Source organism: Cohnella herbarum, from assembly GCF_012849095.1.
Lineage (GTDB): Bacteria > Bacillota > Bacilli > Paenibacillales > Paenibacillaceae > Cohnella > Cohnella herbarum.
In genome coordinates this window covers 7,615,179-7,640,663 of record NZ_CP051680.1, presented here as the reverse complement: position 1 = coordinate 7,640,663, position 25,485 = coordinate 7,615,179, and the positions used below count along the sequence as shown (strand labels likewise).

The window sequence follows — 25,485 nt, the reverse complement described above, 5'->3', positions numbered from 1 at the left end:
TTAATGACCTCGCGAGACTCCCCGCGCAAGGCGCGACGGCGCGTGATGGCTGTCAGCCTCTATTACTCTTCCAACCACAATACGCTTGTTACGCCGCGCGGGTAATACTTGCTGCCGATAATTTCCCCGGACAGAATCTGATCGCTCCAACTGTAGTACGACAGCTCCGGGTGGGTCAGCCATCCGACATGCGCCGCATCCGCTGCGGCTCCCGATTCGCCTAAGGAAACGCCCATGATCTGGCGGGCGATAAACTGGCACAAATAGATTTTGCTAAGCCATGAATTGTTGCTTGTGGATGAAAGCTTCCATCCTCCGTCTTCGAATAAGCAAACGCCGGGAACGAGCACCGTGTCCAAGTGGGTTCTCAACGCTTGCAAGTAGTCGCCGAAGCGTCCTGTCGGATCGAGAGCTTCCAGGCATCCGGTCGAATAAGGGAAAATAAGTCCCTCGATGGCCGGGATGATGCGCGAATCGTTCCCTTCGCCGATAACCGCCGGAATGTAGCCGTTATCCGTCAGCTCAGCGGTAAGCGTCGAAGCGCAACGGTCCGCTTGTCGGCCAGCCTCATCGGCAAGAGCCTTGAGGTCGCGAGCGTTGAACAGCTTCTCCAGAGCTACGTAAGCGGCCCAACATTTGCCCGCCATGTAGATATTATTTCTCGATTGCCCCAACGAAACGTCCAAGCTGTCATACGTCGTAATCTCGGCTCCGCCCATCGTACGCGAACTGTCCAGGCTCATTAAGCCGTTACGTTTACTCGGATCCGGATGGTCGCGGTTCAGCATGCTCTGGAAGCAAGCTTCAAGCAGCTCCCATCGTTGGCCGAGCCACTCCTCGTCCCGGGTTTGCTCGACGTATACGGCCGCGCATAGAATCCAGTTCACCAACTGCTCGTGCGTCATGTGCGAGAAACAATCGTCCAGGCCGAACATCTCGTAGGAAGAGTACGAAGGCCTGGAGAACACGTTCCCTACGCCCATGTCGTGCGTAAAGCTCAGTCCGCCGGGATGCAGCGTCTCCTCCCCGGGGAATCGAACCTCGTCCCGATAACTGTATCTGTCCGTGAATTGATCCAGTACGTTCTTGACCGTCCATGGATTCATCTTCATCTCGTAGAACAACTGATCCACCGTCAGATCGAACGTATTCATCATTCGATATTCGCCTTCGTTGACGACCCACACCGGCTTCCCTTGCTTGTCCGCCAGCAACTGCGTGTTGCCGTAATAGCTGCGGAAGGCGTGGCGCATCATGAATTTCTGGTCATCGCTAAGCGAGGCGTTCGCGATCGTCTCGTCCGAACGCTCGCAAGCTTCCGTCAATCTGTCGAAGCCCGATAGGGCGTACTTCGCGACCGACTCAATATCAGAGAACAATCGGGTGTAGTAATAACTCGTCTCCAATCCCGCGGTCGCAACGCCTCCGCGATAGAAACAGATGGCAAAACGAGTCGTCTTCAACTCTCCAGGCGGCACGTCGATGACGATGGTGCCGGTCATTCCAAGACCGAATGTCCAGTTTTCTTTCAGTTTGGCGCCCAATATTCTTTCCATGCCGAACCCGAGCGCGGAGCTTGCCGTCGGATCGTCCGTAGCGATCGCCGTTATCAGCCCTTGTCCGAATCCGACAAGCTTGCCATCGGTCGTATCGTCTAACCTGCGCATATTCGAGTAGGGATCGTTACCTTTATAACCGAAGAACGCTTTACGGCTTTTCGTTCCGGATCGGTTATCGATCGTCAACTCGGCGAACACGGCAGGAAGCAAAGCATCTTTGAGCTCTTCATCGGAAGCCGTCGAAGGATCGGGAACCGAACGCGCCGGCGAATACAAGCGAAACGTCAAATCTCCGGCTTTCCACGTATCCGTTCCAAGCCGGAACTCCCGCTCGATATCTTCCTTCTGGAAAGCGACGATCCTTACTCCGTCTTTATTATCGTTCGTTTCCTTCTCAACGTCGTATCTCTTGCTATCGTCCGTTGCGTTCTCGAAGAACGGCAAAGCGTAATAGAGCTGATTCCCTTGATCCGCTTCGATGCCGACGTACACGCTCTGATCGGCCGGATTACCGAGCTCCAAGCCTAGACCGCCCTTGGCTCCGCGAAATCCAAGCGTAAAACTGGCGAAAGCCCCGATAGGCGAATGATGAGCATTATAAAACTTGTTCATTCGTAAAACACGCTCCTCTGCTTTTATATGGCTTTCTACCAAATTAACACCCGGCCCCCTTATAAAACCATACTCATTTCGCGCTATTTATTTATCCAAATCGAGCTAACCTCAAGTATAATAAAAAAGCGGTTACAAGTATCGGACGGAGGATATCACCATGGACAGCAGTATTCGCACAGGGCAAAAGAACAGCGTAACGGAGCAGTTTATTCCCGATCTTAAAGCGACCCACCACATTTCCTTCCTCCATGTCAGGGAAGTGAATTCGGATTGGATTTACCCTTCTCACGAGCACAAACAGCACGAAATCAACTACGTGATGAAGGGCAGCCAGGTCATGTCGATTAACGGGAAAGCCTATCGTCAACAAGCTGGAGATTTCGTGCTGATCCGTCCCGGAGATATTCATTCCAGCAAAGTGGGAGCGGCGGAAGGCCTTACTTATTTGTGTTTGCATTTCGAAATTGACGACAGACCGCTGCTGCATTTGCTCCGATCGACCCCGCTATCGCTAATCCCGGGTACATCTCAGGATGGTAAAGCGATGCAAACGATACTTGAACGGCTCGCCGCATTAGTCCTATCCGAACAACGCTTCGTTCTGTCAGTACGCGCCCTTGTTCAATCTTTATTTTACGAAGTCATCGCGCAGCTCTGCTTAACGCTCTCTACGTCGATCGACAACCAAGACGACGGAAGACCGCCCCACTCGGAGACGGCCCATCGCATCGAAGCTTTCATCCAAGCGGCGGCCAAACAGCCGATCTACCACGGCCAGTCCGATCAAGATCGGTTGCTTATCGGACAAATCGCCCAGAAGCTCGGAATAAGCGAATCGCACTGCAATCGATTGTTTAAGAAGGTGTACGGCATCTCTCCCCGGCAATATTTATCCCGAATGATCCAAGACGAAGCCACGCGGCTGTTAGGGGATACGGACCTGAGCATCGACCATATTTCCAATCTGCTCGGCTATGCCGATATCGCTCATTTCAGCAGACAATTCAAAAGGTGGACCGGCGAATCACCCCGTCGTTACCGCGACAATAAAAAGGATTCGACCTACGCCTATGATCGTTCCCAGCCTTAAGAAGACGAAAATCCCGCCCCCTCGGACGAGGAGTCGGGATTTTCGCTATCATTTTACGCTGAAACCTTTACCGAACCTTCGCCCAATACTCCTCGAGAACGTCCTTCACTTTCACGACCTGACCGTTCGAACGGAGGCTTCGTTCCATCGCTTCCATTAAGGCTAACGTCGTTACCGCCTCCTCTACGTTCGGCATCGGCGTTACGCCTTGATCGAGGCATTCGGCGAAATATTCGATGTAATTCTGGTATTCCCCCGCATGGTGACTAATACCTTCGAAGCGGAAATAGTAATCATGCATGTCATCCATCTTGTGCAACGCGGGCTCTTCGCCTTCGAAGCGCGTATGGTAGCGCAAGTTCGGATATTCTCCCCGAGTCGTGCCTTTCGTCCCCCGAATCGTGCAGCCCATGGCCGTCTCCGCCGCCAGATCCAAGATCGGAAGCGTGTAGCTTCCCGATACCGTTGCGATCCGACCCCCGGAGTCGCGCATCAGAAACCGCATCGTATCCCATGTCTCCAGTCCGTATGCGGCATTGTTGGCGCTACTGCGGCCGAAGCCAGTCACTTCCTGAATGTCCGGCAAGTACCAACGAACGAGATCGACGGCATGGATAATGAAGTTGTACATCCAGCTAAAGCCTTTTTGCCTGCTCCAAGCTTTGTCCAGAAACCATCTGCCGTCCGTAATATAGTAAGCTTCCACGGTCTCGACCTCTCCGTTGCGCCCCGCTTCGAAATCCTTCCGTTGCCTCTTCATCGGTTCGAAGAACCGCGAGCTTTGACCGACGAATACGTGTTTGCCCGTCCGTTCCTGAACCTCCATCAATTCCTTAGCCCCTTCGAGGGAAGGCAGCAACGGCTTCGTGCACAATACGTCCTTGCCTGCTTCCAAAGCTTGGCACACGTGCGTAAAATGAAGCTGATCCGGAGTATAGATCGCAATCACGTCGATATCCGGGTCTTCCAGAAGCTCGTTGTAATTCGTCGTCCATTCGTGAAAATCGAACTCCTGCGCCCGTTGCTCGCATAACTCCCGGTTCAAGTCGCATACTTTCGCCAGCTTCCAACGGCTGCTGTTCAACGCCGCGGACATGATGCTGCGGCCTTCCCCCAAACCGACTACGCCCATACGATAAATTTTGCCTGCCATGAATATGTCATCCTCTCTGTGCTTACGCCAACCAGCCCAGCCGGCTGCCTATCGAATCCCGAATCTTCCTATCCTTTAACCGAGCCCGAAGTCATGCCCGAAATAATATATTTCTGACCCAACAAGTAAATTACGATGACCGGCAACGTCGTCAGTACGATGTCCGCGGATACGAGATTCCAACTGACTTGAAACTGCCCGAAGAAATTATAAACCGCAAGCGTCATCGGCCATTTGCCCGAATCGTTCAAATAATACAGCGGAATGACGAATTCGTTCCACGCGTTCATGAAATTGAGAACGCCGACGGTCGCCAGCACCGGGGCGAGCAGCGGAAGCACAATCGTCCGGAACAACCGGAACGGCGAACAGCCGTCGACGATTCCCGCTTCGTCTAATTCCCTCGGTACCGATCCGATGTAACCATGGAGAAGAAATACGCTGAACGGAAGAGATATAACCGTGAGCAACACGATAATGCCGAGCTGGGTATTGATGATATGCGTGAATTGCATCACTTTCGTCAACGTTACGAAGTTGATCGGCATCGCGATTCCTAGAACCATGAAGAAGTAGAAAAATCGGTTTAACTTCGATGGATTACGAGCGAAAATATAGGCGGCAATAGCGGCTAGCGCAATGCCGAATACCGTAGCCGCCGCCGAGTAAAGCAAGCTATTGGAGAAGGAAGAGATCAGCTTGCCTTTCTCGATGACGACGGAGTAATTGTCCCATACCCATCGGGTCGGCAAGCTAAGCTTCATGGACGCCGCTTCCGTTTGCGTTTTGAACGAGTTAACGACGATCAGCAGCAGCGGAGTCAGCATCGTGAGGCTGAGTATCCAGGCTAAACCGTTTACGAGCAAGCTTTGAACCTTTTTGTTCATGACCGTTCATCCTCCCCTTTGGTCATCAAGCGGATGATAAAGTAACCTGCGATGGTCATAAACACGAACAACATCGTGGATAATGCGGTGCCAACGCCGTAGCGGCCCATGGAGAACTCTTTGAATATGGCCGTATATACGACGTCCGTCGCATAACCAGGACCGCCGTTCGTCAACACGTAAACCGCTTCGAATACTTTCAGCCCGTACAGCAAATTAAGCACCGTCGTAACGACCAGGGACGGCATGAGCAGCGGGATGGTCACGTACCGGAACTTGTGCCACAGGTTCGCTCCGTCGATGGAAGCCGCTTCATAGTACGATTTGGATATCGATTGCAGGCCGGCTAGCAGGATGATCATAATGTATCCCACGCCTTTCCACGTATCGACGGCGATGATCGATTTGAACGCCCAGTTCACGTCTACAAGCCATTTTTGAGCTAGGAAGTCTAACCCGACGTACCGTAAAGTTTCGTTAAGCAGCCCCGTCGCTGGATTAAGCACCGATTTGAAAACCAAGCCTACGACGAGCATCGGGATAATCGCGGGCATGAACACCATGACCCGATGGAAACCCTTCATTTTAATTCCTTCATTTAAAGCTATCGCAAATAGAAGGCCGAGCGCCGTCTTCAGGACGACGGTCGATACCGTAAAATTCAATGTGTTATAAACATAGCTCATATAATGCTCGCCTGAAGAAAACAACGTCTTGAAATTATCCAATCCGATAAAGTTGATCTCGTCGGAAAAGCTGTTCCAATCCGTCAAGGAGTAATAGAAGCCCATAACCCCCGGAACGACGAGAAACAAAGTATAGAGAGCGATTGTCGCAAGCGTAAAATAGAACGGATATGTTTTGTTTCTCAACATGATGCCATCAACTCCGAATGCAGAATGAATCCGTTAACGCGTGACCCTAATCCCGTCTTTTCAATCTTTCGGGATCAGGGTCAGCGGTTTCAGTCAGCTCATTTTTTTTGTTACTTGTTCCAGCCTTCGTCCTTGGCGATCTTGGCCATGTCGCTTCTGCGTTTGTCGATGCTCTTCAGCACGTCGACCGGTTCCGCGGCGCCGCCGAACATGCCGACGATGTCTTTCCCCATATCCATCCATTGCGGATTGACGTAGTTCACGTAATCTTGGATGTCCGTGCCTTTCACCGGATACGTCTCATGCAGCTTCTTCTGCTCGTCGCTGTATTTGTCCTTCAGTCCGGAGAAGTTCAAATTAGAGAACGTCGGCGTATTGTCCAGAAGGTATTGCAGGTTTTCCGGCTCCGCCAAGAAGCCCAAATACTGTTTCGCTTCCTCGATATGCTTGCCGCCCGAGTAGACGAACTTGCTCGGACCGCCCGGATTGACGTAGTAGATCTGGTTGTCCGCAAGCGGGATGACGAAGAATCCGAAATCCGTCGCTTTCAGCTCCGGATTGATCTTCTCGATCTGTTGCGGGAGATCCTGGGTCATGAGCGCCATCGCGAACTTGCCCGATGCCATCTGATTCGCCATATCCGCGAACGTATCGGAAAGCGCGTTATCCCCGAACAAACCTAAATCGTACATTTCTTTTAACTGCGTAAGCGAAGTCAGCATCGGAGCGCTCGTCTCGAAATTCGTTTTGTTCGCGTTTAAATCTTCATATAAGTTCGGTTGCAGCTTGTCGTATTGCGGGCCCGGCTCGGCGAACCAGAGGACGTGGTGCCAGCCGTCCGCTACCGGCTCGTACAACGGCGTGATGCCGGCTTTTTGGATTTTCAGAGCCGCGTCTTTGAACTCCGCGTACGTTGTCGGGACGTTGAGGCCTTGCTCCGCGAACACTTTTTTGTTGTATACGATAACGTAGCTGTTCGAAGTATCCCAGATCGTCTGCGCGTACACTTTGCCGTTCAAAGTCAATTGGTCGACGGAAAGCGGATCTTCCCGCTTTACCCACTCTTGATCGCTAAGATCGACCGCGTTTTTCTGGGCGTTATAGTTCAGGCTGATTTCGCTCTTGCCGCTTTGTCCGCCGAACAGATCGGGACCTTCGCCGGAGTTCAGCTTCGTTTTCAGCACATTGAAATATTGATCGGCGGGAATGATTTGATAGTCGATGTGGATTCCCGTCTTCTCTTCGAACTTCTTAGCCAATTCCATTTCCGCGTCTTTGATCCAATCTTGGCTGGCGAGATAAGTCAGCGTAATATCTTTCTTCGCGGCACCCGAGTTGGACGCCGTTTCCGTCGATTCGCCCTGAGAAGCCGATGGCGTTGCCGATTGCGACGCGGACGGTTCCGAATTGTTGTTACCTCCGCATGCCGTCAACAGCGCGGATGTCAAAATAATCGAAGTACAAACTGCCGTAAATCTTTTCACATGATCACTCCCCTTGTCGTATACAGCGATGAATCCGTTTACATAGCATCGATGTGATCGCCTCGCCTTCCTAGCGGGCTGTTCTCATTATAGATTCGGAACAAAGGGGAAACCATGGAGAAAACGGTTACATTTTATGCACTTATTTAACCGTCTCTCGAAACCGCTTTTGACAAATCAAGAAACCGAGCACACAATGGGAAGGTGAAAACGGTACCATCTCGGCTATACGGAGGACAACATGTGGAGCAAACTCAAAAACATCCAAACGATTCTCTTCTCGACCTATACGTTGATCATCATCGTCGTATTTACGATTCTTGTCGCGTGGGTATACCTGTGGGTGTCGGGACTAATCAAAAAGAACGCAACGGATTCCCTCGTGAACGTCGGACAATCGATGCAGGATCAAATCGATTCGGAAATCCGCAAAATGAACGATGTGTCCCTTAACGTTATGTACTCCAATCTTGTCAAAAATCAATTTCGGAAATACTTAACCGATCTGGAGAAGCTGCCCCAAAAGCCGGTCGAAGGTTTGCAACAGCCCGTCACACTGCCGGGAGCGTCCGCCAATTCCGTTCAGAGCGCGAAGGAACTCGCGGAAATCCTCACGGCGGCAATGGGACCTTCGCGCGCGGCGGAGCAAATATACCTATACGACTTTAATAGCAAAGTGTACGGCAACGGCTTCGACAACGGGGAACGCTCTTACGATCCGAATACCGCTCCCTGGTTCCAAGCCGTCATGTCGACCCAAGGAAAGTACATTACCATTCCCGTCGAAGACGAGGAAATGTCCAAGTTCATCTCGTCGCGGGAAAAACAGTATTCTCTTTCCTTGTTTCGGCAATTTTACGACAACTACAACGTTCCGATCGGAATTGTCGAGGTCAAGCAATACTATAATCGGATTTTCAAAAGCGTACTGAGCTTCGTCAAGCAACGGGCCTACGAAGAAAACGTGCTCGTATTCGACGACGTCGGACAGATCATCTATCCGCTCAAAGCGGATCGCAGCCTATACGATCCGTATATTCGTCAGCTAGGGGAAGGGCAACCTTCGGCGGAGAGCGCTTATGAATCTTTCCGCAATCCAGTTACCGGAGATCGGGAGCTACTGTCCAATCACCGCTCGGATTTGACCGGCTGGAACACGGTCGTCATCGTATCCGAGAAGAAGCTGCTCGCCCCTTTGGCCGATTTTACGCGCAAAACGCTGTTCGTCGCCGTCGGAATCCTGCTGTTCGCGATGCTGCTGTCTTTCGTCGCGGCCAAGAAAATCACTTTTCCGATTTATAGAATTCTCCGCACGGTGCGGAATATTCGCTTGGACGATCTCGGCTCCGGGCGAATCGCGTCCCAGGAACTGAACAGCGGGCTTAACGAGCTCGATCAGCTGCACGACGCGTTCTTGAACATGAGCTCGAGATTGCGCCAATCGATGGACGAACTTCTCTTGTCCCAATCCCAGGAAGTGCAGTCCAGACTAATTGCTCTGCAATCCCAGATGAACCCTCATTTCCTGTATAATACGCTTGCGACGATCAGCGTCATGGCCGAAGAAAACATGAACGAGCAAATCGTGTCGATGTCGGAAAACATGTCGGATATTTTGCGTTATATTTCATCCGATCTGTCGGTTGTCGAGCTGCAAACGGAAATCTTGCATACCCGCAAATATCTAGAGGTCAACGAAATCCGCCATGGCAAGAAGCTCGTTTACTCGTTCGAGATCGACGAACCGTTAACCCGGGTCATGATCCCTAAGCTGGTCGTTCAGCCGCTGGTCGAAAATTCGCTCAAGTTCGCGACAAGACAAGAGCCCCCCTGGCATATCCGGATTTCCGGCTTCGCGGAGGATAACGCTTGGCGGGTCACCGTATCCGACAACGGTCCGGGCTTCAGTCCGGAGAGCTTACGGAAACTTCGCGAGCAGATCGACGAAACTTACTTGACTAACGTTACCCCGGTGCTGCAGTTGGGCGGCATGGGATTGCTAAATATATTCATCCGCATGAGACTGACGTACGGTTCGGAATCCGTGTTCCTCTTCCGGAATCTCCCGGACGGAGGCGCGGAGATCACGATCGGCGGACCTATGGAAAGAGGGGAACGACATGAAGAACGCTGAGCCTACGATGCGAATCGTCGTAGCAGAGGACGAGGATTTGATTCGCAACAATCTGGTCAAGAAAATCGAAAGCTTCGACTCCGGGCTGCAAGTCGTCTACGCCGCTCAAGACGGGAAAAGCGCCTTGCAATACATTCGCGACAACTCCGCCGACCTCATCGTAACGGATATCCGCATGCCGGTCATGGACGGGCTTGAATTGATCAAGTCGCTGCACTCCCATTATCCGCACGTTCGCAAGATCATCACTACCGGATACGCGGATTTCGAGTATGCCAGGCAAGCGGTACGTTACGAAGCGAGCGAGTATTTGCTTAAACCGATTAAATCCGGAGAGCTGCAGAAAGCGATCTCCCGGGTACAGGCCGCGATCGAGAACGAGAAAACGAAGATTAAGAAAAACGTCGAGGGAATCCGCCCGCAAGGAACCGTTTCATCCGAGGATATCGTGGAACGGGTTCGGATATACTTGCGCGAAAATTTTACCGGAGATATCAGCTTGGAGGAAATTTCCAGGCAATTCAACTTCGCGCCATCCTACTTGAGTAAAATTTTTATCAAGCATACGGGAGAACCGCCATCCAAATATTTGATCTCCTTACGCATCAACGAGGCCAAATATTTGCTTGCCAATCATCCGGGGTTATCGGTTAAAGAAGTGGCGGAACGCGTCGGTTACCCCGACCAATTTTACTTTAGCCGACTGTTCAAGCAAGTGACGGGATGCACTCCGAAGGAGTATCAGAAGTGAGGGAGGTTTCCCCCTTCCTACTCGCCATATTTCTGCACGCTACCCGGTTAGTAATATTTTCCTTGCGCATACATCCCTAATTCTTTATAGTGGGAATGTCGAATTTCTTCATATCTTGTCAGAATCTAACTCAATGTCGGGACGGTGCGTCATGGTTCAACAGCGGGGAATTGTATTGGCAATTATTCTAACTTTGATTACCTGCGGAATCTACGGGATCTATTGGTTTATCGTGCTTACCAACGATGCGGGAAAATTGAGCGGGGACTACTCGTTCACGGGAGGCAAGCATTTCCTTCTGACGCTGGTTACATGCGGAATTTGGAGTTTTGTATGGGCCTATCAGATCGGCAAAAATATCGCGGAAGCGCAAAGACAACGCGGCATGGTACCGGTCGATAATTCGGTTCTGTACGTCGTCCTGACCATTTTCGGTTTGAGTATCGTCACGTACGCTCTGGTACAATCCGATGTTAATAGATTGGCTTAAGCTAAAGCTGAATCCGAAGAGGCGCTCCTCGTTAATATGGGGCGCCTCTCTTGGCGTTGCCGGTCTGCTCTACCTCAAAGTATGGTTACCGCTGACCCATATCGGCATTCCTTGCCCGTTCCGCGAGCTAACCGGACTTTACTGCCCGGGGTGCGGAGCGACGAGGGCCATCCTCTCGCTGTTGGATTTGGATGTGCATCAGGCTTATCGATACAATCCGTTGATTTTCATCCTTCTCCCCTTATTCGCGCTCTATTTCATTGCCCATAAGAAACGGCTTCGGATTATGAGCAACGGAGTCATGGCCGTCATGCTGATTCTAACTTTGGCTTTCGGACTGCTAAGGAATATACCCGCCTATGCTTGGTTAGCCCCGGCTGCGGGACAATTCTAAGTTAGCCGGTCTCATCGACCGGCTTCATAACGTTCATACGGCTTCCATTGGGACAGCGTCGATACCGATTTCTGGGATGGCCATGGGTTTGCCGTAACCCACTTATCCGCATTCGCCGAGGCCTCGCTCCATATCGCTTCAATATCTTCGTAAGAGATTCTCGGAATAGAGGCTGCAGTATCGGGTTTCGCCGCCGAATGCGATTCCGACTTCATCCGCGTTGCCTCTTCGACCATGCTCTCTAGACAAGCTTCCATGATCTTCTTGCCCAGCTCCGGACTAGCTTCACCGGCGTCCGCGCCAAGCGCCAGTCGTCCGCCGGATCCCTGCAGATCCGCTAACGTAGCCTTATCCATCTCTATTAGTTCCGGCCGAATGTACATGAGCTGCGAGATTTCGTACTTCCCCGCATGATCTCCTTCGTAAAGACCTTCCACGAGTTCAGGATCGCTGCGTACCCATACCTCGACGGCCGAAAAACGATTCATGAAGAGATCGGCAACCTGCCGCAAATCAAATTGGTTTCCCCCGCTATGTCCGGACAGGACTACGATCTTGCGAAATCCCGCATTTACGAACGTTCTCAATTGATACAGGAACAGTTGAAGGAAGATTGAGGGAGGCACTCCGGTCATACGCGGATTTTCTTCTCCGACTTCATCCTCAAGCCATCTCGCATGATAACCGGCTTCGTGGATATGATAACCCATGGATGGCGCGACTACGCCGCCGACCCTCTCGGCCGTTCGCAAGCAGAGCCATTCCGCTTTGAGCGTATCGAGGCCGAACGCGCTGACTTGTCCGTGAGGCTCGCACAGTCCGAGCGGCAAATAGACGATCGGACATTCGTCCAATCGTCTATTGAACTCGTACGGCAAGAGCTCGGACCACAGCGTTTTACTGCCAGTACTTGGTTTCATAGAAATTTCTCACCCATCTGTGATGTTGTCGGATTTCTTCGAACGCTTCCTCGGGCAACGGCTCGCGATCGACGGCCGCGATATTCTCGTCCGCATACCGCGGGACGTGCATAGAGCTTATGGCCGCGGTAACCCCCGGATGATGCAGCACGAATTTAATGGCCAACTCCGCAAGGCTCTCTGCGTATTTAGGGACGAAAGCTTCCTTCAACCGGTTGACGCGTTCGATATACAAGCCGCGAGGCATGTAATCGAAATAAGATTTGCGGAAATCTCCTTCTTCGAATAGGGTATCTTCTTTCAGAAATCCCGTCAATCCGCCTTCATCCAATATACATCTCGCGATTACCGCGACGTTGTTTTCCTGACAGATCGGGATAAGGCAATCCAGAGGCAAAGGGTCGAAAATATGAAATACCGTCTGCACGGAATCGATCTTTCCGCTTTGCACGAGCGGCAGCACGATATCATGCCGCTGATCGGGCAGAGATACGCCGATGCCGCGGATTTTGCCTTCCTGCTTCAGTTGCAGCAACTCATCCATCCAATAATCTACGCGATCCCATTGCGGCCAATATTGGTGGAGTTGAATGAGGTCGATCGTGTCGACGCCGAGCAGCCGAAGCGAGGTTTCCGTACTTTCTCTCAGCCAGCCTTGCGGAAAAGCCGACTCCACGGGGATCGGTTTACCCCAACCTAGATTGCCCGGGCCCCTCGATTGAATCTTCGACGCGATGAAGGGCTTCTTGCCCTTCCATTCGCGCAGCGCCAAGCCGAGAATACGCTCCGACTCGCCGTAGTTACGTGCGGTATCGATAAAATTAACGCCCTTCTCCAAGCTATGAAGTACCGAGCGAACCAAATCTTTTTCGTCGTATTGTCCGAATACGCCGCCAAGTCCCATCGCGCCGAATCCCAGCCGGGACACTTCGGTTCCTAATTTGCCGAACGCATTATATTTCATGGTTTCATCCCCTTCGCTCTATCCCTCTAATCACGCGCGCAATAATTCCTTCAATTTTCTTCCCGGATTCGCTAGCGCTTCCAACTCCGGCCTCGCTTGTTTCTCGATGAGCAATTCCGCCAATCGGAATTCCTTCGCGAATGCTCCCGTCGGACCCATCGCGCTCACGGAGACCAATCTTCCGTCGCCCGCTACGTGGAAGAAGAGCTTGCCCGCGTCGCCCAAATTCCGCATAACGGTCGTATCCGTAGGCTCGGACAATCCCGCTACTTGCAAGGTTTGGTCGTACTGATCCGACCAGAACCAAGGCAATGCCGAATAAGGTACCGCCGCGCCCAGCATATTGCCCGCGACGTGCGTTCCTTGATCCTGAGCGTTGCGCCACGCTTCCAACCGAATTCTTTTACCGCCATAGAGCGGATGCGGGAAAGAACAGCAATCGCCCGCGGCGTAAATATCCGGATCGCTCGTTGCCAGCATCTCGTTTACCTTCACGCCGTTCTCGATTTCTAATTCGCTGACAACTGCCAACGCAGTTGCGGGTATGGCCCCGATCCCCGTCACGATCGCATCGCAGCGAACGGCCGATCCGTCAGCCAACGAGATGACGTACTCTCCGCCGACTTCCTTGTCGACGCTCTCGATCATGACGCCGATCTTAAAGCGGACTCCCGCTTCGCGATGCCTTTGTTCTACCAGCTTGGCGATTTCCTCGGGAACGCCGCGCATCAGAATGCGAGGCGCCACTTCCACGAGCGTAACTTCGCAGCTTTTCTTTACCGCGCTGGCGGCGACTTCCAAACCGATAAACCCTCCGCCGATAACCGCAACTCTTTGGCCGGGCTGAATCCGTTCCCGAATTCGAATCGCATCCGCGAACGTGCGAAGGTATAGCATCTCCTTCGCGGCATTCCCCTGGACGGATAGTTTTCTTGGATTAGCCCCCGTTGCAAGCAGCAATCTCTCGTAGGGTAATTGAATTCCGCTAGCTAGCTCGACGGTATGGACTTGCCGGTTAATCCGAACAGCGACATCGTTCGTATGAAAACCGATGTTCTGTTCTATTAATCTATTGCTATCGAGGATCGTAATAGGAACCGGTTCGGCTGCGTCTACCAGCTGATGCTTGGAAAGGGGAGGGCGTTCGTAAGGATGCCGTCCCTCGTTGCCGATCATCGTAATCGCGCCCGTCCAGCCTTGCGTCCGAAGCTCTACCGCCGCGCGCGCACCCGCTTCGCCAGCCCCAACGATAACCATTCCGTAGTCCTTCATATCCGAGTGCTCCTTCGACATCAAATCTGGATAAATACTTTATCGTCTTCGATTTTCACGGGATAGGTTTTCAGATCCACGCATACCGGCGCTCTCTTGGCCTGACCCGTCGGAATGTCGAAGCGTCCGTTATGTTTCGGGCATTCAATCAAGTTACCCATAACCAATCCGTTGGACAGATGGAACTTTTCATGCGTGCAATACCCGTCGGAAGCGAAAAAATCTCCCTTTTCCGTACGATAGATGGCGAACGTCCGGTCTTCATGGTCAAACCGAATGACGTCTTCAACCTCGATATCGTCCACTTCGCAAGCTTCGATCCATATTCCATTGCTCATAACCTTCACTCCTTACGATTAATCTAGTTGATTAGACATATCACATGACGGATTATACGAATTCGCTGCTTCTCGCCTCTCTTGTTATAATTACGCTTCGACCTTGATGTTCAGATCATGCTCGATCCCGTACATGTATGGCCGCGCCGTACTCGGGAGCGGTTTGACGACGACGTACGCCGGATCGTGCTTCTGCTTGCGCAACGCCGTGACGACCTCCTTCAATGCGGCCCAAAGTCCCGGCCTTGCCGCCGGACAATCGTCCTTCATCTCCGCATGCAGCTTAGCCAGCGCATGGTACGGTACCATTGGAAACATATGATGCTCGACGTGGTAGTTCATGTTCCAATAGAGAAAACGACAGAGACGGTTCATGTAGATCGTCCGCGAATTCAATCTGTGATCTAGTACATCCTCGTATAAACCAAGATGCTGCGTAACGCCAAAAGTAATGACGATTATGCCTCCGTAGAATGAAGGCAAGAAGATGAACATCGCCGGCAAAATACTTCCCGCGTAGACGCAGGCTCCGATGATCGCCAAGATGATTAGCAAGTATACCCGCGCTTCCCAGAACGTCTTGTTATGCTGAGACTCCGGAATATATTCCTTCTCCTGCGACTCCAACTTGCCGAACGTATGGAGAATAAAACGTTTGATCTCGACCGGACCGCCGTACAGGTGGAAAATCTGCATCATGAGAATTCGCCATACCGGAGGCCTCTCCGTAATGATCTCCGGGTCGCGACCGACGATAATCGTATCGGTATGATGGCGCGCGTGGCTCCATCGCCACGGAGTCGCCGATCTCAGTACCATGAAGGAAGCGATCTGGTAGATGACCTCGTTCATCCAGGGCGTCTTAAACGCCGTACCGTGTCCGCACTCGTGCCAGCGGGAATCTCCGGGCGTCGCATAAAGGATGCCGTAAGCGAGAAATGCCGGAATGGCCCACCAAGTGCCCCAGGAAAGGAAGGCGAGATAGCCCAGTACAGCAAGGCCGCCGAACCAGATAATCGTATCCCGAATGGCCGGACCGTTCCTTCTTTTCATGAGTTCCTTCATCTTCGCGCGCGGAATCGGGCTCGTGTACCACTCCGCAGTCGCCAGCCCTTTCTCCTGAGCCCTTTTGCTTTCCGGACCCGTAATGCTGTAATCCCTCTTCTGCACAACGATCGCCATGCTCTAATCCACCCCGCTCGTATAAATATCTAACAGATAAGCGCAATCGCGATTGCGCTTACCTGTAGACGAAGCTTGCATGTTAACCCATCAAGCTCGATTAGACTCCGTTTTTCTTCAGTTTACCGTCCAAGAACTTTTTCGCGCGCGGAATGTCCGCCTCGTCCAAATGTTCGATAATGATAGGAATGTTCGGGTGCAGCTTGCCGAGTCTTTGCAAATACAGATCGTAATTCAAATTGCCCAGTCCCGGTGCCGGAAGCTCTACCGCTCCCGCTCCGCGGAACGTGTGCGATTCCGTCGCGTCGATTGCGGCGTGTTTCTCCGAGGTGTCTTCCGCCGGTTTGCAATCTTTGGCGTGCGCAATTTTGATTCTATCGCCCAACGTGTTAAAGATGCGATTAAGCTCGTCATCGATGTGATTAATGTTGTGGTCCGTGAAATAGTTGGTCGGATCCATCAGCAACCCAAGCCCCGGATGGTTAACGTCGGAGAATAGACGGGTCAGATGATCCACGGAACCGATGACGTTATTGACATAGTTCTCTATCAAAAACACGGAGCCGTGATCATAGGCGAATTTGGCAAGGTCTTCGAGCTGCTTGCAGATTTCCTCGTAAGCTTCCTCCGTGCCGTTTTTCGGATCCCATACCCAGTCGCTATCCGTGTTGTAAGTACCCGTTTCGCTGATGACATAAGGACTCCCCAGATCGCGAGCGTATTTTAGCAGGTTTTTAAGCCCGTTTACGTTCTGTTCGCGTTTCTTAGCATCCGGATGAATGATATTCGTGTAACCGGAAATACAGACGATAGGTAAATTCGCGTCACGAAACGCATCGCGGATCATGTGCGCTTTGTCGCGCGTCAGGTTATCCGGGGAAACGTCCATATCTTTGAAAGCAAGGTCCAATTGAACGCAGTTAAATCCGTCTTTTTTGATTCTGGAAATCGATTCCGCTAGCGAGTAAGGATAATATCCGTTAAAAATACCTACTGAGATCATGAGCAATTTCCTCCCTTAAAATGGTTTTAGTCTATAAAAGGCCGGATCTTCCAACCTTCTCGGTGCTGAAAACATAACTTTTTGAACTCGCACTATAAGTTGGATTGCGTAACTTCGCTGAAGGATATCGTCCGGCTTTCGGCAATGGATTTGTAACAAGCGTCTACGGCGGCCATCGTATTCAGGTTATCCCTGCCGCCGATTTCCGGCTCGCTGTCCGTCTCCACCGCGCGAAGCAACTGCGCCATCGTCCCTTGGAAAGCATCCGGAAACCACACCGTATCCCACTTCGGCCGGAACCATTGGTTCGGAGACTGCTTCGTCGTGAATTCGAGCGTGCTCGGCGTTCTTTCCGGATGAGGCCATCCGATCGTCCCTTGGGCCATTCCGTCCAGTCCGACGACTCTCCATTTGATATAGATGTCCTTCTCGGCGCCTTCTCCCGGCCAAGCCCAGACGTCATCCAGACTCGTAGCCATGAGTTCGTTGCCGTATTGGAACGTATATTGGGAAATCCCGTCGATGTGCTTGAATTTCGTTCTCGGATCCTTGCGCGCGACCGCCGTAACTTTCTCCGGATCGCCGAACAGGTATCGGAACGCGTCGATATGGTGGATACCCATGTTTAGAATTTCGATTCTCTCGTATTGATGAAGGAAATCCTGCCAATGCGGGATCGCCCGCATTTCGATCGTCGCCAGCACGGGTTCTCCGAGATAACCGCGATCGAGCACCGTTTTGAGCGCCCGGATCGATTGATCGTAGCGCATATTCGAGTTGACTCCGATTTTAATGCCCGCGGCTTCGCAGAGCTCGACGATCTCCCGCGCTTCCTGCGAGTTCATAGCCAGCGGCTTCTGACACAGAATGCCTTTGATATGCGGCTGCTTGACGGCCAACCTCACGACTTCGAGTTGACGATCCGGGGGAACCGCGATGTCGAGAATCTCGATCTCGGGATCTTGGACCAACTGTTCCCACTTCTCGTGTACCTTCGGGATTCCCCGCAGTTCGGCAACCGCCTTCGCGTTCGCGTAAGTACGCGACGCAATCGCAACGGGATTAAAGCCCGCATCCTTGTATGCGACCAAGTGGCAATCCCGCATGATGAATCCGGAACCGATGCAGCCGATCCGGTAATCTTTGCGCTTAGGCATTACCGGTTCGATGTTCAAGTTCAAGTCAATTGCGCTCAATCGTTGTTCCTCCTCTTCAGCCAAGCCGTTGTTATGTATTCATCATAAAATTCCGCGACCTCTAATCCGACCCATAAAATCAACTTCTTAGGAGTGTTTTTTATACCTGTTGAAGCGCTTACTTTTGACGGTTGCTGATGGATAACCATACTAACTCCCCCGCTCTCTCGCTTATAGTCGGAAAAACCGACTATGAGCCACACTAACTCGCCAATCCAGCGCTTATAGTCGAAAAAACCGACTATGAGCCACACTAACTCGCAAATCTTGCGCTTAAAGTCGGAAAATCCGACTATGAGACACACTAACTCGCAAATCTTGCGCTTATAGTCGGAAAATCCGACTATGAGCCACACTTGCTCGCTGATCCCGCACCTATAGTCGGAAAAACCGACTATGAGACACACTAACTCGCTGACTCCGCGCCTATAGTCGGAAAAACCGACTATGAGCCACACTAACTCGCCAATCCAGCGCCTATAGTCGGAAAAACCGACTATGAGACACACTATCTTGCTGATCCCGCGCCTATAGTCGGAAAAACCGACTATGAGCCACACTAACTCGCTGACTCCGCGCCTATCGTCGGAAAAACCGACTATGAGCCACACTAACTCGCTGATCCCTATAGTCGGAAAAACCGACTATGAGCCACACTAACTCGCTGACTCCGCGCCTATAGTCGGAAAAACCGACTATGAGCCACACTAATTCGCTGATCCCGCGCTTATAGTCGGAAAAACCGACTATGAGACACACTAACTCGCTGACTCCGCGCCTATAGTCGGAAAAACCGACTATGAGACACACTAACTCGCTGATCCCGCGCCTATAGTCGGAAAAACCGACTATAGGCGCAAGGGCGACGCTTGATGAAACCTATGGTCAAAAGAAAAAGTGTTGGTCCAGGAGGATTTATCCTAGATCAACACTTTTCATTTCTGGTCAAAGTGCTCATTGTCGCAAAACGCGACAATGACGGGCCCTTCACTCTCTCGCTCTCGCTCTCGCTCATTGTCGCAAAACGCGACAATGGCGGGCCCTTCTCTCTCTCGCTCACGCTCATTGTCGCAAAACGCGACAATGGCGGGCCCTTCTCTCTCTCGCTCACGCTCATTGTCGCAAAATGCGACAATGGCGGGCCCTCCACTCTCTCGCTCTCGCTCATTGTCGCGAAATGCGACAATGACGGGCCTTTCACACTCTCGCTCATGCTCATTGTCGCAAAACGCGACAATGACAGGCCCTTCTCTCTCTCGCTCTCGCTCATTGTCGCAAAACGCGACAATGGCGGGCCCTTCTCTCTCTCGCTCTCGCTCATTGTCGCAAAACGCGACAATGGTGGGCCCTTCTCTCTCTCGCTCACGCTCATTGTCGCAAAACGCGACAATGGCGAGCCTCTCCTACTCCACCCACATACCCGTGCTAAAACGGAAAGTCTCGCCTGCGCCTATGCCCCGAGCGCCCGTCAGTTCGTGCTCGTATGGAAGATTAAAAGCATCCGTCACATACGTATACGGTTCCAACGAATACGCCGCCGCCCAATCCGGCCGAAACAGGACGACGTAGGGAAACTCCGGTCCGAATCGATAGGCTATCGTATAATTCCGGTCTTTCACCACCATGCGGCAGGTGCTATCCCCTCCGGCTAGCGATAACAAAGAGCATCCGTTCACGGGATAATCGGCAATGGAAACGCCCTCGTTCAGAGCCCGGCTGAGATCCGTAACCGATGGCCTATCCGTAACGAAAGCTTCGTTCGTCACCGGCCACTCCGCTACCGCCGGAACCTGCAGTTCGATCTCTTCTCCGCTACCGTACGGCACAGAGAAATAAGGATGCAACCCGAAAGCGAACGGAGCTTCGTCCTCTCCCTCGTTCACGATCGTACCGCTCATCTCCAACCGCCCGTCGCATAGTCGAACGGTCACCGTAAACGTCAGCGGATGGGGGAAATATGCCATCAGTTCCGGATATGAAGCATAACTAAACCTGCTAGTCACGAACGCGCCTTGCTCATCTGATGCGCCCGCTTCGACAACTTCCCAAGCCCTGCTGCATATCTCGCCATGAAGATGACGATTCGGAGGCTCGTTCAACGGCAACCGATATTCCCTGCCGCGAAAATCGATCCTCCCGTCCATTACCCGATTCGGCGGAAACAGGATCGGCGTACCGTACATGAAAGTCGCGTTGTTCTCGTTCCTCAACGCGTACATGCTTGCCGGCGGAACAAGTACCTGCCGTCCCCGGCTCTCGAAACGATACAGATTGTTCCCGACACCGGGAACAATCTCCGCAACGGAATCGCTACTCGCATCAGTCAACGAAATCACCTCGAACCCATCCTGCGTCTCCCAACTAGCTGCATATCGGCTCATTTTCCCAACACCTTTCCCTTCCCTGTCTTCTTGCCTTCTTAGCTTCTTAGCTTCTTATCTTCTTCTCTTAATTCGCAGTCCAGCTAACCGTCAATTCATCTTCTGCCTACCATAAGCAATAAGAAGGAGCAACAATATAACTCCGTAAACGATCTGCCGACCGCCTTCGGTAATGTTCATCGTGATCAGAATGCTGCTCAACGATGTTAACAAAATCGCCCCGGCAACGGTTCCGTTATAACTTCCCAATCCGCCCGCCAAGGAAATTCCTCCGATCACGACCGCGATGACCGTCGGCAACATATACGTCGCGCCGATATCGAGAAAAGCAGTACCCGTATAGCTAAGCAGCAACATGCCGCCGATCGCCGATATCGCCCCGCTTGCTCCGTACACGACGGTACGCACGACCTTCGTTCTCACTCCGGACAGCTCGGTCGTCAGTTGATTGGTACCCAATCCGTACAGCACTTTGCCCCATTTCGTGCGGAGAAGGAAGACGGCGACGATCACCGCGATCACGATCCACAACAGAACCAAATGGGGAATCCCCGCGGTCCTGCCCGTTCCAAGTTCCTTCAGTAAAGGAGAAGCCATCCCCTTCGGTTGTCCGTTCGTATAGACGAGCGCTCCTCCCTGGATTACGCTTGCCATCGCCAGCGTCATGACCAGAGGAGGAACTTTGAAATAGGAAATTCCCAGCCCGCTGACGCAGCCGATCAGAAATCCAATCAGCAACACGACGATAACGGCCAAAGGAAGGTTTCCGTCCAAACCGCCGATGATCTGCGAAGACATGACGGCGCCTAGCGACGCCATCGCGCCGACGGATAGATCTATCCCTTCTCCGCCGGACATCACGACCAACATCTGCGCCAATGCGATAAACCCCAGCAGCGCGGATATGTTCAGTACATTCATTATATTAGAAAATTCGCCGAAACCGGGAGAGATGATCTGTCCCGCCACGAAAATCAATAGGGCAAGCAGATATGCGATCAGAACCTTATGATTGCCTAGGCTCTTGACCTTCCTCAACGTCAAACCCGCCGTGCGCGCCTCGTTCGTTCGTAATTGGCTCGTGCTCATGGTCAACCTCCCGATTGGGCAAGCGCCTTCTTCCGAAGCGTCGGAAGAATAGACAGCGTCAGCGCGAATATGATAATCAAGCCTTTAATCAAATCTTGGTAAAAGGAGGAAAGGTTCGCGAAAAAAATAATGTTGGATATAAACCCGAGTATCAAAGCCCCTAGAACCGCTCCGATCAGATTGCCTTTCCCGCCTTGAAGGCTGATTCCTCCGATAACGACGGCGGCTATCGAATTCAGCGTATACGCCCGGCCGATATTAGCATCGCCGGTCGCGGTCTGCGAAACGACGACCAACGCGGTCAGAACGATGAAAACGCAGCTAATCAAGAAGGCATACAGCTTCACCTTCTTCGTATTGATTCCGTTCGCGTAAGCGGCAGATTCGCTGCCTCCGACGGCGTAAATATAACGGTAGATTTTTCTTCGCGAGATAAGTCCCCAGATCGCAAGGCCAACGATAATGATCAATAACGAAATCGGTAAAATCGATGCAATGCTCGTTTGATAAGTCTCGTAAAAAAACGAAGGGATATACCCGCCCGGCTGAGGCATGATCAGCAGCGCCGCTCCGTAACACACCGAGGATACGGCGAAAGTGGATATAATCGGCGGCAGCTTTAAGTAACCGACCGTAATCCCGTTAAGCGCTCCGACCGCGAACGTAGCGACGATAGCGAGTCCGAGTCCGATAAAGACGCTGGAGGGAGAGTCGTTCATCGTCGCGGCCATGATGACCGTCGACAACGTAATCGCCATCCCGATGGACAGATCGATTCCGCCGACCAGAACGACGACCGCTTGGGCCATGCTTGCGAGCACGAGCGGGGTAAAGCTGGACAGATTGGATTGGAAGACGTCATAGGTGAAAAACCCCGGTTGCAAGGCGGCGTTCACCCCGACGACGATCAGAAAAATGATAACGATCGGGAATAAGCTATGATGTTGAAGCTTATGCAAGCGGTTATGCCCATTCAATTCGACTCACCCCACATTTGAGATAAACTAGTTTACTGCGCTCTTCGCGGATCGCAGGGATGCGGACACGAAACGTTGTTCGCTGTAATCGGAAGGCAACAGTTGTTCCACGATCTGGTCTTCGAATAGGATAAATACCCGATCGCAAATATTCATCAGCTCTTCATGATCGCTTGCGTATAGCAGCACGGAAGTTCCTTGATCGGCCAGCTTCCTTACGGTATCGTACAGTTCCTTCTTGGCGCCGACGTCGACTCCCTTAGCCGGATCGCTGAGCAACAGCACTTTAGGAGATAGAGGCAGCCACTTCCCTACGACAACCTTCTGTTGATTGCCTCCGCTTAAGAATTGCACCACTTTGCCCGGATCGTTCGGAACGATATTCACTTGGCGAATGACCTCGTCCGCTTCGGCCTTCAACTTCTTCATATTCAGGAAAAACTTCGTTTTCTTCGTCGCGAATTGCGGATAAATCAGATTTAGCAGGACGTCGTGTTGCAGGAATAACCCTTCCTTATGCCGGTCTCCCGGAACGAGAACCATCCCTTCCCTCACGGCGTGTTTAGGATGCCGCAGCTTCAGCTTCTTCCCGTTCAAGGCGATCTGCCCGCCTTCAGGCTGAATTAATCCGGACAGTACGAGCAGCAATTGCTCCTGCCCTTGTCCTTGTAGCCCTCCGAGTCCGACGATCTCGCCTTTCTTTATATCAAAGCTCACCCGATCCTTGGATTTGCGGAGCGCGAGCTCCCGGACTTCGAGCATCGTTTCCGTCTGTTTGGCGTTTCTCGGGGCGTTGTCCTTCGCATGCTCATGCTCCTTGCCCGATATCATCGAGACGATAAGGTTCTCGTCCTTTGCCTCGGTTTCGAAATCGATGGCTCCGACGGTTTCCCCGTTCCGGAAAACAACGACGTAATCGCAAATGCTTTTGATTTCCCACAACCGATGGGAGATAAAGATGATCGACGTATGAAGAGCCTTTAATTCCCGAATGACCGCGAACAGCTTCTCTACTTCGGATTGCTCCAAGGGAGCCGTCGGCTCGTCGAGGATGAGCAGCTTAGGTTTCTGGGAAATGGCTTTGGCGATTTCCACGAATTGTTTTTGCGCGAGCGAAAGATCCTTCACCTTCTCATGAATGGACAGCTCGGGCGCGAATTTCGACAGGTACGTCTGCGCGATCCGCTGCGACTGATGATCGTTCATAAAGCCCATTCGGCCTTCCGGCTCCGAGCCTAGCGTCATATTTTCCCAGATCGCCAGCTCGGGAACGAGACTCAGATGCTGATGAACCATAATGATACCGTGTTTCTTGGCTTCTTGCGGGTTCGCAACGCTGAGTCGCTCGCCGTTGAACCAAATTTCTCCGCCATCCGGCTTTACGACTCCCGAGATCATTTTAGAGAAAGTCGACTTCCCGGAACCGTTAGCCCCGAGGAGTCCGCATACTTTGCCTTGCTTGCAGATCAGATTTCCGTCGCGAAGTGCCATGACCCCGCCGTAGGATTTGCGCAACGATTTCGCTTCGAGTAATTGCATGGCCAGTCTCCTCTTGTCGAAAGAGGGAATACCGAGTACTCCCTCTTCCGTTGTTTCGATCCTATCGGTATGACATTATTCAAAAAAAGAATTCAACTGCTCTTCGGACAGCTTCTCGTCAAGCGTGTACGTATCCGGCTTGTCGGATACTTTGCCCAGCTCGGCTTCGAGGTTGTCGTTCTTGATGTGCGTGCCGATCGGATAGATGTAAGTGTTATCCGTCATAGGCAGTTTGTTTTCCTTGCCTTGAAGCATTCTGACGCCGATTCCGAGCGCGGTCGCGCCGATTCCCGGAGGGTTATTCAGTCCATAGGTGTTGAATCCTTCGCTGTCCTTCAATTCCTTCCACTTCTTAAGGAAAGCGACGTTGTTCTCGCCGGTAATGACGGGAAGTTTCTTATTCGCCGCTTGGAACGCGTTCACTACGCCAAGCGCCATACCGTCTTGGGTAAGCACGCCGTCGATTTTCGGATAGGAAGCGATCAGGTTGGAAGTCACTTGCTGCGCGTTCGCTTCGTCCCAGTTTCCGTTAACTTCGGTCAGCACTTTGATGTCCGGATGTTTCGCCAGCACTTCTTTCATCCCGATCAAGCGGTTAACGTTCGCCGGATGGCCAGGCAAGCCGCTTACGATGACGATATCGCCTTTGCCGCCCAATTCGTTCACGAACCACTCGGCAAGGTTTCTTCCGAACTGCTGCTGGTCGATGACGACGTTGAGCGATTTCTTGGTCGTTACCGGTTGGTCGAACGTAATGACGGTAATCCCTTTCTTGACCGCTTCTTCGATTACCGGATTGAGAGCGGTTTCAGAATTGGCATCGATAAGCAACAAATCGACTTTGGCGTTGATCATGTTGCGGATTTGCGCGATTTGGTTGTTCACGTCGACTCCGGCGTGCTGGATAGTAATCTTCTCGATCCAACCCTTTTGTTTGTATTCTTCCGCGAGCGTCTCGATCGCTTCCGTCATTTGCGTTCTCCAACCGTTGCCGATATATCCGTTGCTCACCCCGACGACGATCGGTTTAATCTCTTTGGATTTCTCTTGAGAGTCGCTTGCGCTGCTGCCCGAGGCCGGCTTGCTTTCGTTGTTTTTACCGCAGGCCGCCAAAATCAGAACCAATGAAAGCATGATGCACAGTACGATGGATAAACTTCTTTTCATTGAAAAGCCTCCCTTTGTCATAGAA

Annotated in this window: 23 protein-coding genes; 5 read left to right on the top strand and 18 right to left on the bottom strand. The window is 52.0% G+C overall.

Features of this window, described 5'->3' with window-relative positions:
* Positions 1–62: 62 nt before the first annotated feature.
* On the bottom strand, positions 63–2,171 hold the full coding sequence (locus tag HH215_RS32105) for a glycoside hydrolase family 52 protein (protein ID WP_169283610.1): 2,109 nt from the start codon (positions 2,169–2,171) through the stop codon (positions 63–65).
* Positions 2,172–2,331: 160 nt separating this feature from the next.
* On the opposite strand from HH215_RS32105, the gene HH215_RS32100 reads away from it, so the two are divergent.
* Positions 2,332–3,264: an AraC family transcriptional regulator gene (locus HH215_RS32100; RefSeq protein WP_169283609.1), complete on the top strand. Its 933-nt coding sequence runs from the start codon at positions 2,332–2,334 to the stop codon at positions 3,262–3,264.
* A 67-nt stretch (positions 3,265–3,331) separates the two neighbouring features.
* Here the strand turns inward: HH215_RS32100 and HH215_RS32095 are convergent, their stop codons facing one another.
* The 4 genes from HH215_RS32095 to HH215_RS32080 all read right to left on the bottom strand — a co-directional run bounded on the left by HH215_RS32095 (position 3,332) and on the right by HH215_RS32080 (position 7,663).
* Positions 3,332–4,417, bottom strand: a complete 1,086-nt coding sequence (locus tag HH215_RS32095; protein WP_217362264.1) for a Gfo/Idh/MocA family protein — start codon at positions 4,415–4,417, stop codon at positions 3,332–3,334.
* A 68-nt stretch (positions 4,418–4,485) separates the two neighbouring features.
* Entirely contained in the window at positions 4,486–5,304 is an 819-nt protein-coding gene (locus tag HH215_RS32090; protein WP_169283608.1) for a carbohydrate ABC transporter permease, read from the bottom strand.
* The gene (locus tag HH215_RS32085; protein WP_169283607.1) at positions 5,301–6,179 is read right to left on the bottom strand and encodes a carbohydrate ABC transporter permease; all 879 of its coding nucleotides are present in this window, start codon (positions 6,177–6,179) and stop codon (positions 5,301–5,303) included. The genes HH215_RS32090 and HH215_RS32085 overlap by 4 nt, the downstream gene beginning before the upstream one ends.
* A gap of 110 nt (positions 6,180–6,289) precedes the next feature.
* A complete protein-coding gene (locus tag HH215_RS32080) occupies positions 6,290–7,663 on the bottom strand; it encodes an ABC transporter substrate-binding protein (protein ID WP_169283606.1) in 1,374 nt (457 codons plus the stop codon).
* Positions 7,664–7,904: 241 nt separating this feature from the next.
* Here HH215_RS32080 and HH215_RS32075 point away from each other — a divergent pair, with 241 nt between their 5' ends.
* The 4 genes from HH215_RS32075 (at position 7,905) to HH215_RS32060 (ending at position 11,432) form a co-directional block, all read left to right on the top strand.
* Positions 7,905–9,797, top strand: coding sequence for a sensor histidine kinase (locus HH215_RS32075; RefSeq protein ID WP_169283605.1), 1,893 nt, complete (start codon positions 7,905–7,907; stop codon positions 9,795–9,797).
* Positions 9,784–10,548 carry a response regulator transcription factor gene (locus HH215_RS32070; RefSeq protein WP_169283604.1) on the top strand — a complete coding sequence of 255 codons (765 nt, stop codon included), beginning with the start codon at positions 9,784–9,786 and terminating at the stop codon, positions 10,546–10,548. The genes HH215_RS32075 and HH215_RS32070 overlap by 14 nt, the downstream gene beginning before the upstream one ends.
* Before the next feature lie 151 nt (positions 10,549–10,699).
* Complete coding sequence (locus HH215_RS32065) at positions 10,700–11,038, top strand: DUF4234 domain-containing protein (protein WP_169283603.1); 339 nt, start codon at positions 10,700–10,702, stop codon at positions 11,036–11,038.
* The gene (locus HH215_RS32060) at positions 11,019–11,432 is read left to right on the top strand and encodes a DUF2752 domain-containing protein (protein WP_254450292.1); all 414 of its coding nucleotides are present in this window, start codon (positions 11,019–11,021) and stop codon (positions 11,430–11,432) included. The genes HH215_RS32065 and HH215_RS32060 overlap by 20 nt, the downstream gene beginning before the upstream one ends.
* Positions 11,433–11,443: 11 nt before the next feature.
* Here the strand turns inward: HH215_RS32060 and HH215_RS32055 are convergent, their stop codons facing one another.
* The 13 genes from HH215_RS32055 to HH215_RS31995 all read right to left on the bottom strand — a co-directional run bounded on the left by HH215_RS32055 (position 11,444) and on the right by HH215_RS31995 (position 25,460).
* Complete coding sequence (locus tag HH215_RS32055; RefSeq protein WP_169283602.1) at positions 11,444–12,352, bottom strand: creatininase family protein; 909 nt, start codon at positions 12,350–12,352, stop codon at positions 11,444–11,446.
* The gene (locus HH215_RS32050; RefSeq protein WP_169283601.1) at positions 12,330–13,316 is read right to left on the bottom strand and encodes an aldo/keto reductase; all 987 of its coding nucleotides are present in this window, start codon (positions 13,314–13,316) and stop codon (positions 12,330–12,332) included. The genes HH215_RS32055 and HH215_RS32050 overlap by 23 nt, the downstream gene beginning before the upstream one ends.
* 30 nt (positions 13,317–13,346) lie before the next feature.
* Entirely contained in the window at positions 13,347–14,588 is a 1,242-nt protein-coding gene (locus tag HH215_RS32045) for an NAD(P)/FAD-dependent oxidoreductase (protein ID WP_217362263.1), read from the bottom strand.
* A gap of 20 nt (positions 14,589–14,608) precedes the next feature.
* Positions 14,609–14,926 (bottom strand): MocE family 2Fe-2S type ferredoxin, encoded by a 318-nt coding sequence (locus HH215_RS32040; RefSeq protein WP_169283600.1) that lies wholly within the window; start codon positions 14,924–14,926, stop codon positions 14,609–14,611.
* A gap of 90 nt (positions 14,927–15,016) precedes the next feature.
* The gene (locus HH215_RS32035; RefSeq protein WP_169283599.1) at positions 15,017–16,108 is read right to left on the bottom strand and encodes a fatty acid desaturase family protein; all 1,092 of its coding nucleotides are present in this window, start codon (positions 16,106–16,108) and stop codon (positions 15,017–15,019) included.
* 100 nt (positions 16,109–16,208) lie between these two features.
* The gene (locus HH215_RS32030) at positions 16,209–17,111 is read right to left on the bottom strand and encodes a sugar phosphate isomerase/epimerase family protein (RefSeq protein ID WP_169283598.1); all 903 of its coding nucleotides are present in this window, start codon (positions 17,109–17,111) and stop codon (positions 16,209–16,211) included.
* Between the two features lie 92 nt (positions 17,112–17,203).
* Positions 17,204–18,307 (bottom strand): Gfo/Idh/MocA family protein, encoded by a 1,104-nt coding sequence (locus HH215_RS32025; protein WP_169283597.1) that lies wholly within the window; start codon positions 18,305–18,307, stop codon positions 17,204–17,206.
* Positions 18,304–18,918, bottom strand: coding sequence for a hypothetical protein (locus tag HH215_RS32020; protein WP_169283596.1), 615 nt, complete (start codon positions 18,916–18,918; stop codon positions 18,304–18,306). Before HH215_RS32020 ends, HH215_RS32025 begins: the two co-directional genes overlap by 4 nt.
* A gap of 792 nt (positions 18,919–19,710) precedes the next feature.
* Positions 19,711–20,688 (bottom strand): aldose 1-epimerase, encoded by a 978-nt coding sequence (locus HH215_RS32015; protein WP_169283595.1) that lies wholly within the window; start codon positions 20,686–20,688, stop codon positions 19,711–19,713.
* Positions 20,689–20,778: 90 nt separating this feature from the next.
* Complete coding sequence (locus tag HH215_RS32010) at positions 20,779–21,777, bottom strand: ABC transporter permease (RefSeq protein WP_169283594.1); 999 nt, start codon at positions 21,775–21,777, stop codon at positions 20,779–20,781.
* 2 nt (positions 21,778–21,779) lie between these two features.
* On the bottom strand, positions 21,780–22,754 hold the full coding sequence (locus tag HH215_RS32005; protein ID WP_169283593.1) for an ABC transporter permease: 975 nt from the start codon (positions 22,752–22,754) through the stop codon (positions 21,780–21,782).
* Positions 22,755–22,781: 27 nt separating this feature from the next.
* Positions 22,782–24,293: a sugar ABC transporter ATP-binding protein gene (locus HH215_RS32000; RefSeq protein WP_169283592.1), complete on the bottom strand. Its 1,512-nt coding sequence runs from the start codon at positions 24,291–24,293 to the stop codon at positions 22,782–22,784.
* Between the two features lie 75 nt (positions 24,294–24,368).
* Positions 24,369–25,460: an ABC transporter substrate-binding protein gene (locus tag HH215_RS31995; protein ID WP_169283591.1), complete on the bottom strand. Its 1,092-nt coding sequence runs from the start codon at positions 25,458–25,460 to the stop codon at positions 24,369–24,371.
* Positions 25,461–25,485: the final 25 nt, after the last annotated feature.

Excerpts from the sequence above, each read along its gene's own strand:
- HH215_RS32105 (WP_169283610.1), bottom strand. The coding sequence starts at position 2,171 with ATGAACAAGTTTTATAATGCTCATCATTCGCCTATCGGGGCTTTCGCC.
- HH215_RS32100 (WP_169283609.1), top strand. The coding sequence starts at position 2,332 with ATGGACAGCAGTATTCGCACAGGGCAAAAGAACAGCGTAACGGAGCAG.
- HH215_RS32095 (WP_217362264.1), bottom strand. The coding sequence starts at position 4,417 with ATGGCAGGCAAAATTTATCGTATGGGCGTAGTCGGTTTGGGGGAAGGC.
- HH215_RS32090 (WP_169283608.1), bottom strand. The coding sequence starts at position 5,304 with ATGAACAAAAAGGTTCAAAGCTTGCTCGTAAACGGTTTAGCCTGGATA.
- HH215_RS32085 (WP_169283607.1), bottom strand. The coding sequence starts at position 6,179 with ATGTTGAGAAACAAAACATATCCGTTCTATTTTACGCTTGCGACAATC.
- HH215_RS32075 (WP_169283605.1), top strand. The coding sequence starts at position 7,905 with ATGTGGAGCAAACTCAAAAACATCCAAACGATTCTCTTCTCGACCTAT.
- HH215_RS32070 (WP_169283604.1), top strand. The coding sequence starts at position 9,784 with ATGAAGAACGCTGAGCCTACGATGCGAATCGTCGTAGCAGAGGACGAG.
- HH215_RS32065 (WP_169283603.1), top strand. The coding sequence starts at position 10,700 with ATGGTTCAACAGCGGGGAATTGTATTGGCAATTATTCTAACTTTGATT.
- HH215_RS32060 (WP_254450292.1), top strand. The coding sequence starts at position 11,019 with ATGTTAATAGATTGGCTTAAGCTAAAGCTGAATCCGAAGAGGCGCTCC.
- HH215_RS32055 (WP_169283602.1), bottom strand. The coding sequence starts at position 12,352 with ATGAAACCAAGTACTGGCAGTAAAACGCTGTGGTCCGAGCTCTTGCCG.
- HH215_RS32050 (WP_169283601.1), bottom strand. The coding sequence starts at position 13,316 with ATGAAATATAATGCGTTCGGCAAATTAGGAACCGAAGTGTCCCGGCTG.
- HH215_RS32045 (WP_217362263.1), bottom strand. The coding sequence starts at position 14,588 with ATGAAGGACTACGGAATGGTTATCGTTGGGGCTGGCGAAGCGGGTGCG.
- HH215_RS32040 (WP_169283600.1), bottom strand. The coding sequence starts at position 14,926 with ATGAGCAATGGAATATGGATCGAAGCTTGCGAAGTGGACGATATCGAG.
- HH215_RS32035 (WP_169283599.1), bottom strand. The coding sequence starts at position 16,108 with ATGGCGATCGTTGTGCAGAAGAGGGATTACAGCATTACGGGTCCGGAA.
- HH215_RS32030 (WP_169283598.1), bottom strand. The coding sequence starts at position 17,111 with ATGATCTCAGTAGGTATTTTTAACGGATATTATCCTTACTCGCTAGCG.
- HH215_RS32015 (WP_169283595.1), bottom strand. The coding sequence starts at position 20,688 with ATGAGCCGATATGCAGCTAGTTGGGAGACGCAGGATGGGTTCGAGGTG.
- HH215_RS32010 (WP_169283594.1), bottom strand. The coding sequence starts at position 21,777 with ATGAGCACGAGCCAATTACGAACGAACGAGGCGCGCACGGCGGGTTTG.
- HH215_RS32000 (WP_169283592.1), bottom strand. The coding sequence starts at position 24,293 with ATGCAATTACTCGAAGCGAAATCGTTGCGCAAATCCTACGGCGGGGTC.
- HH215_RS31995 (WP_169283591.1), bottom strand. The coding sequence starts at position 25,460 with ATGAAAAGAAGTTTATCCATCGTACTGTGCATCATGCTTTCATTGGTT.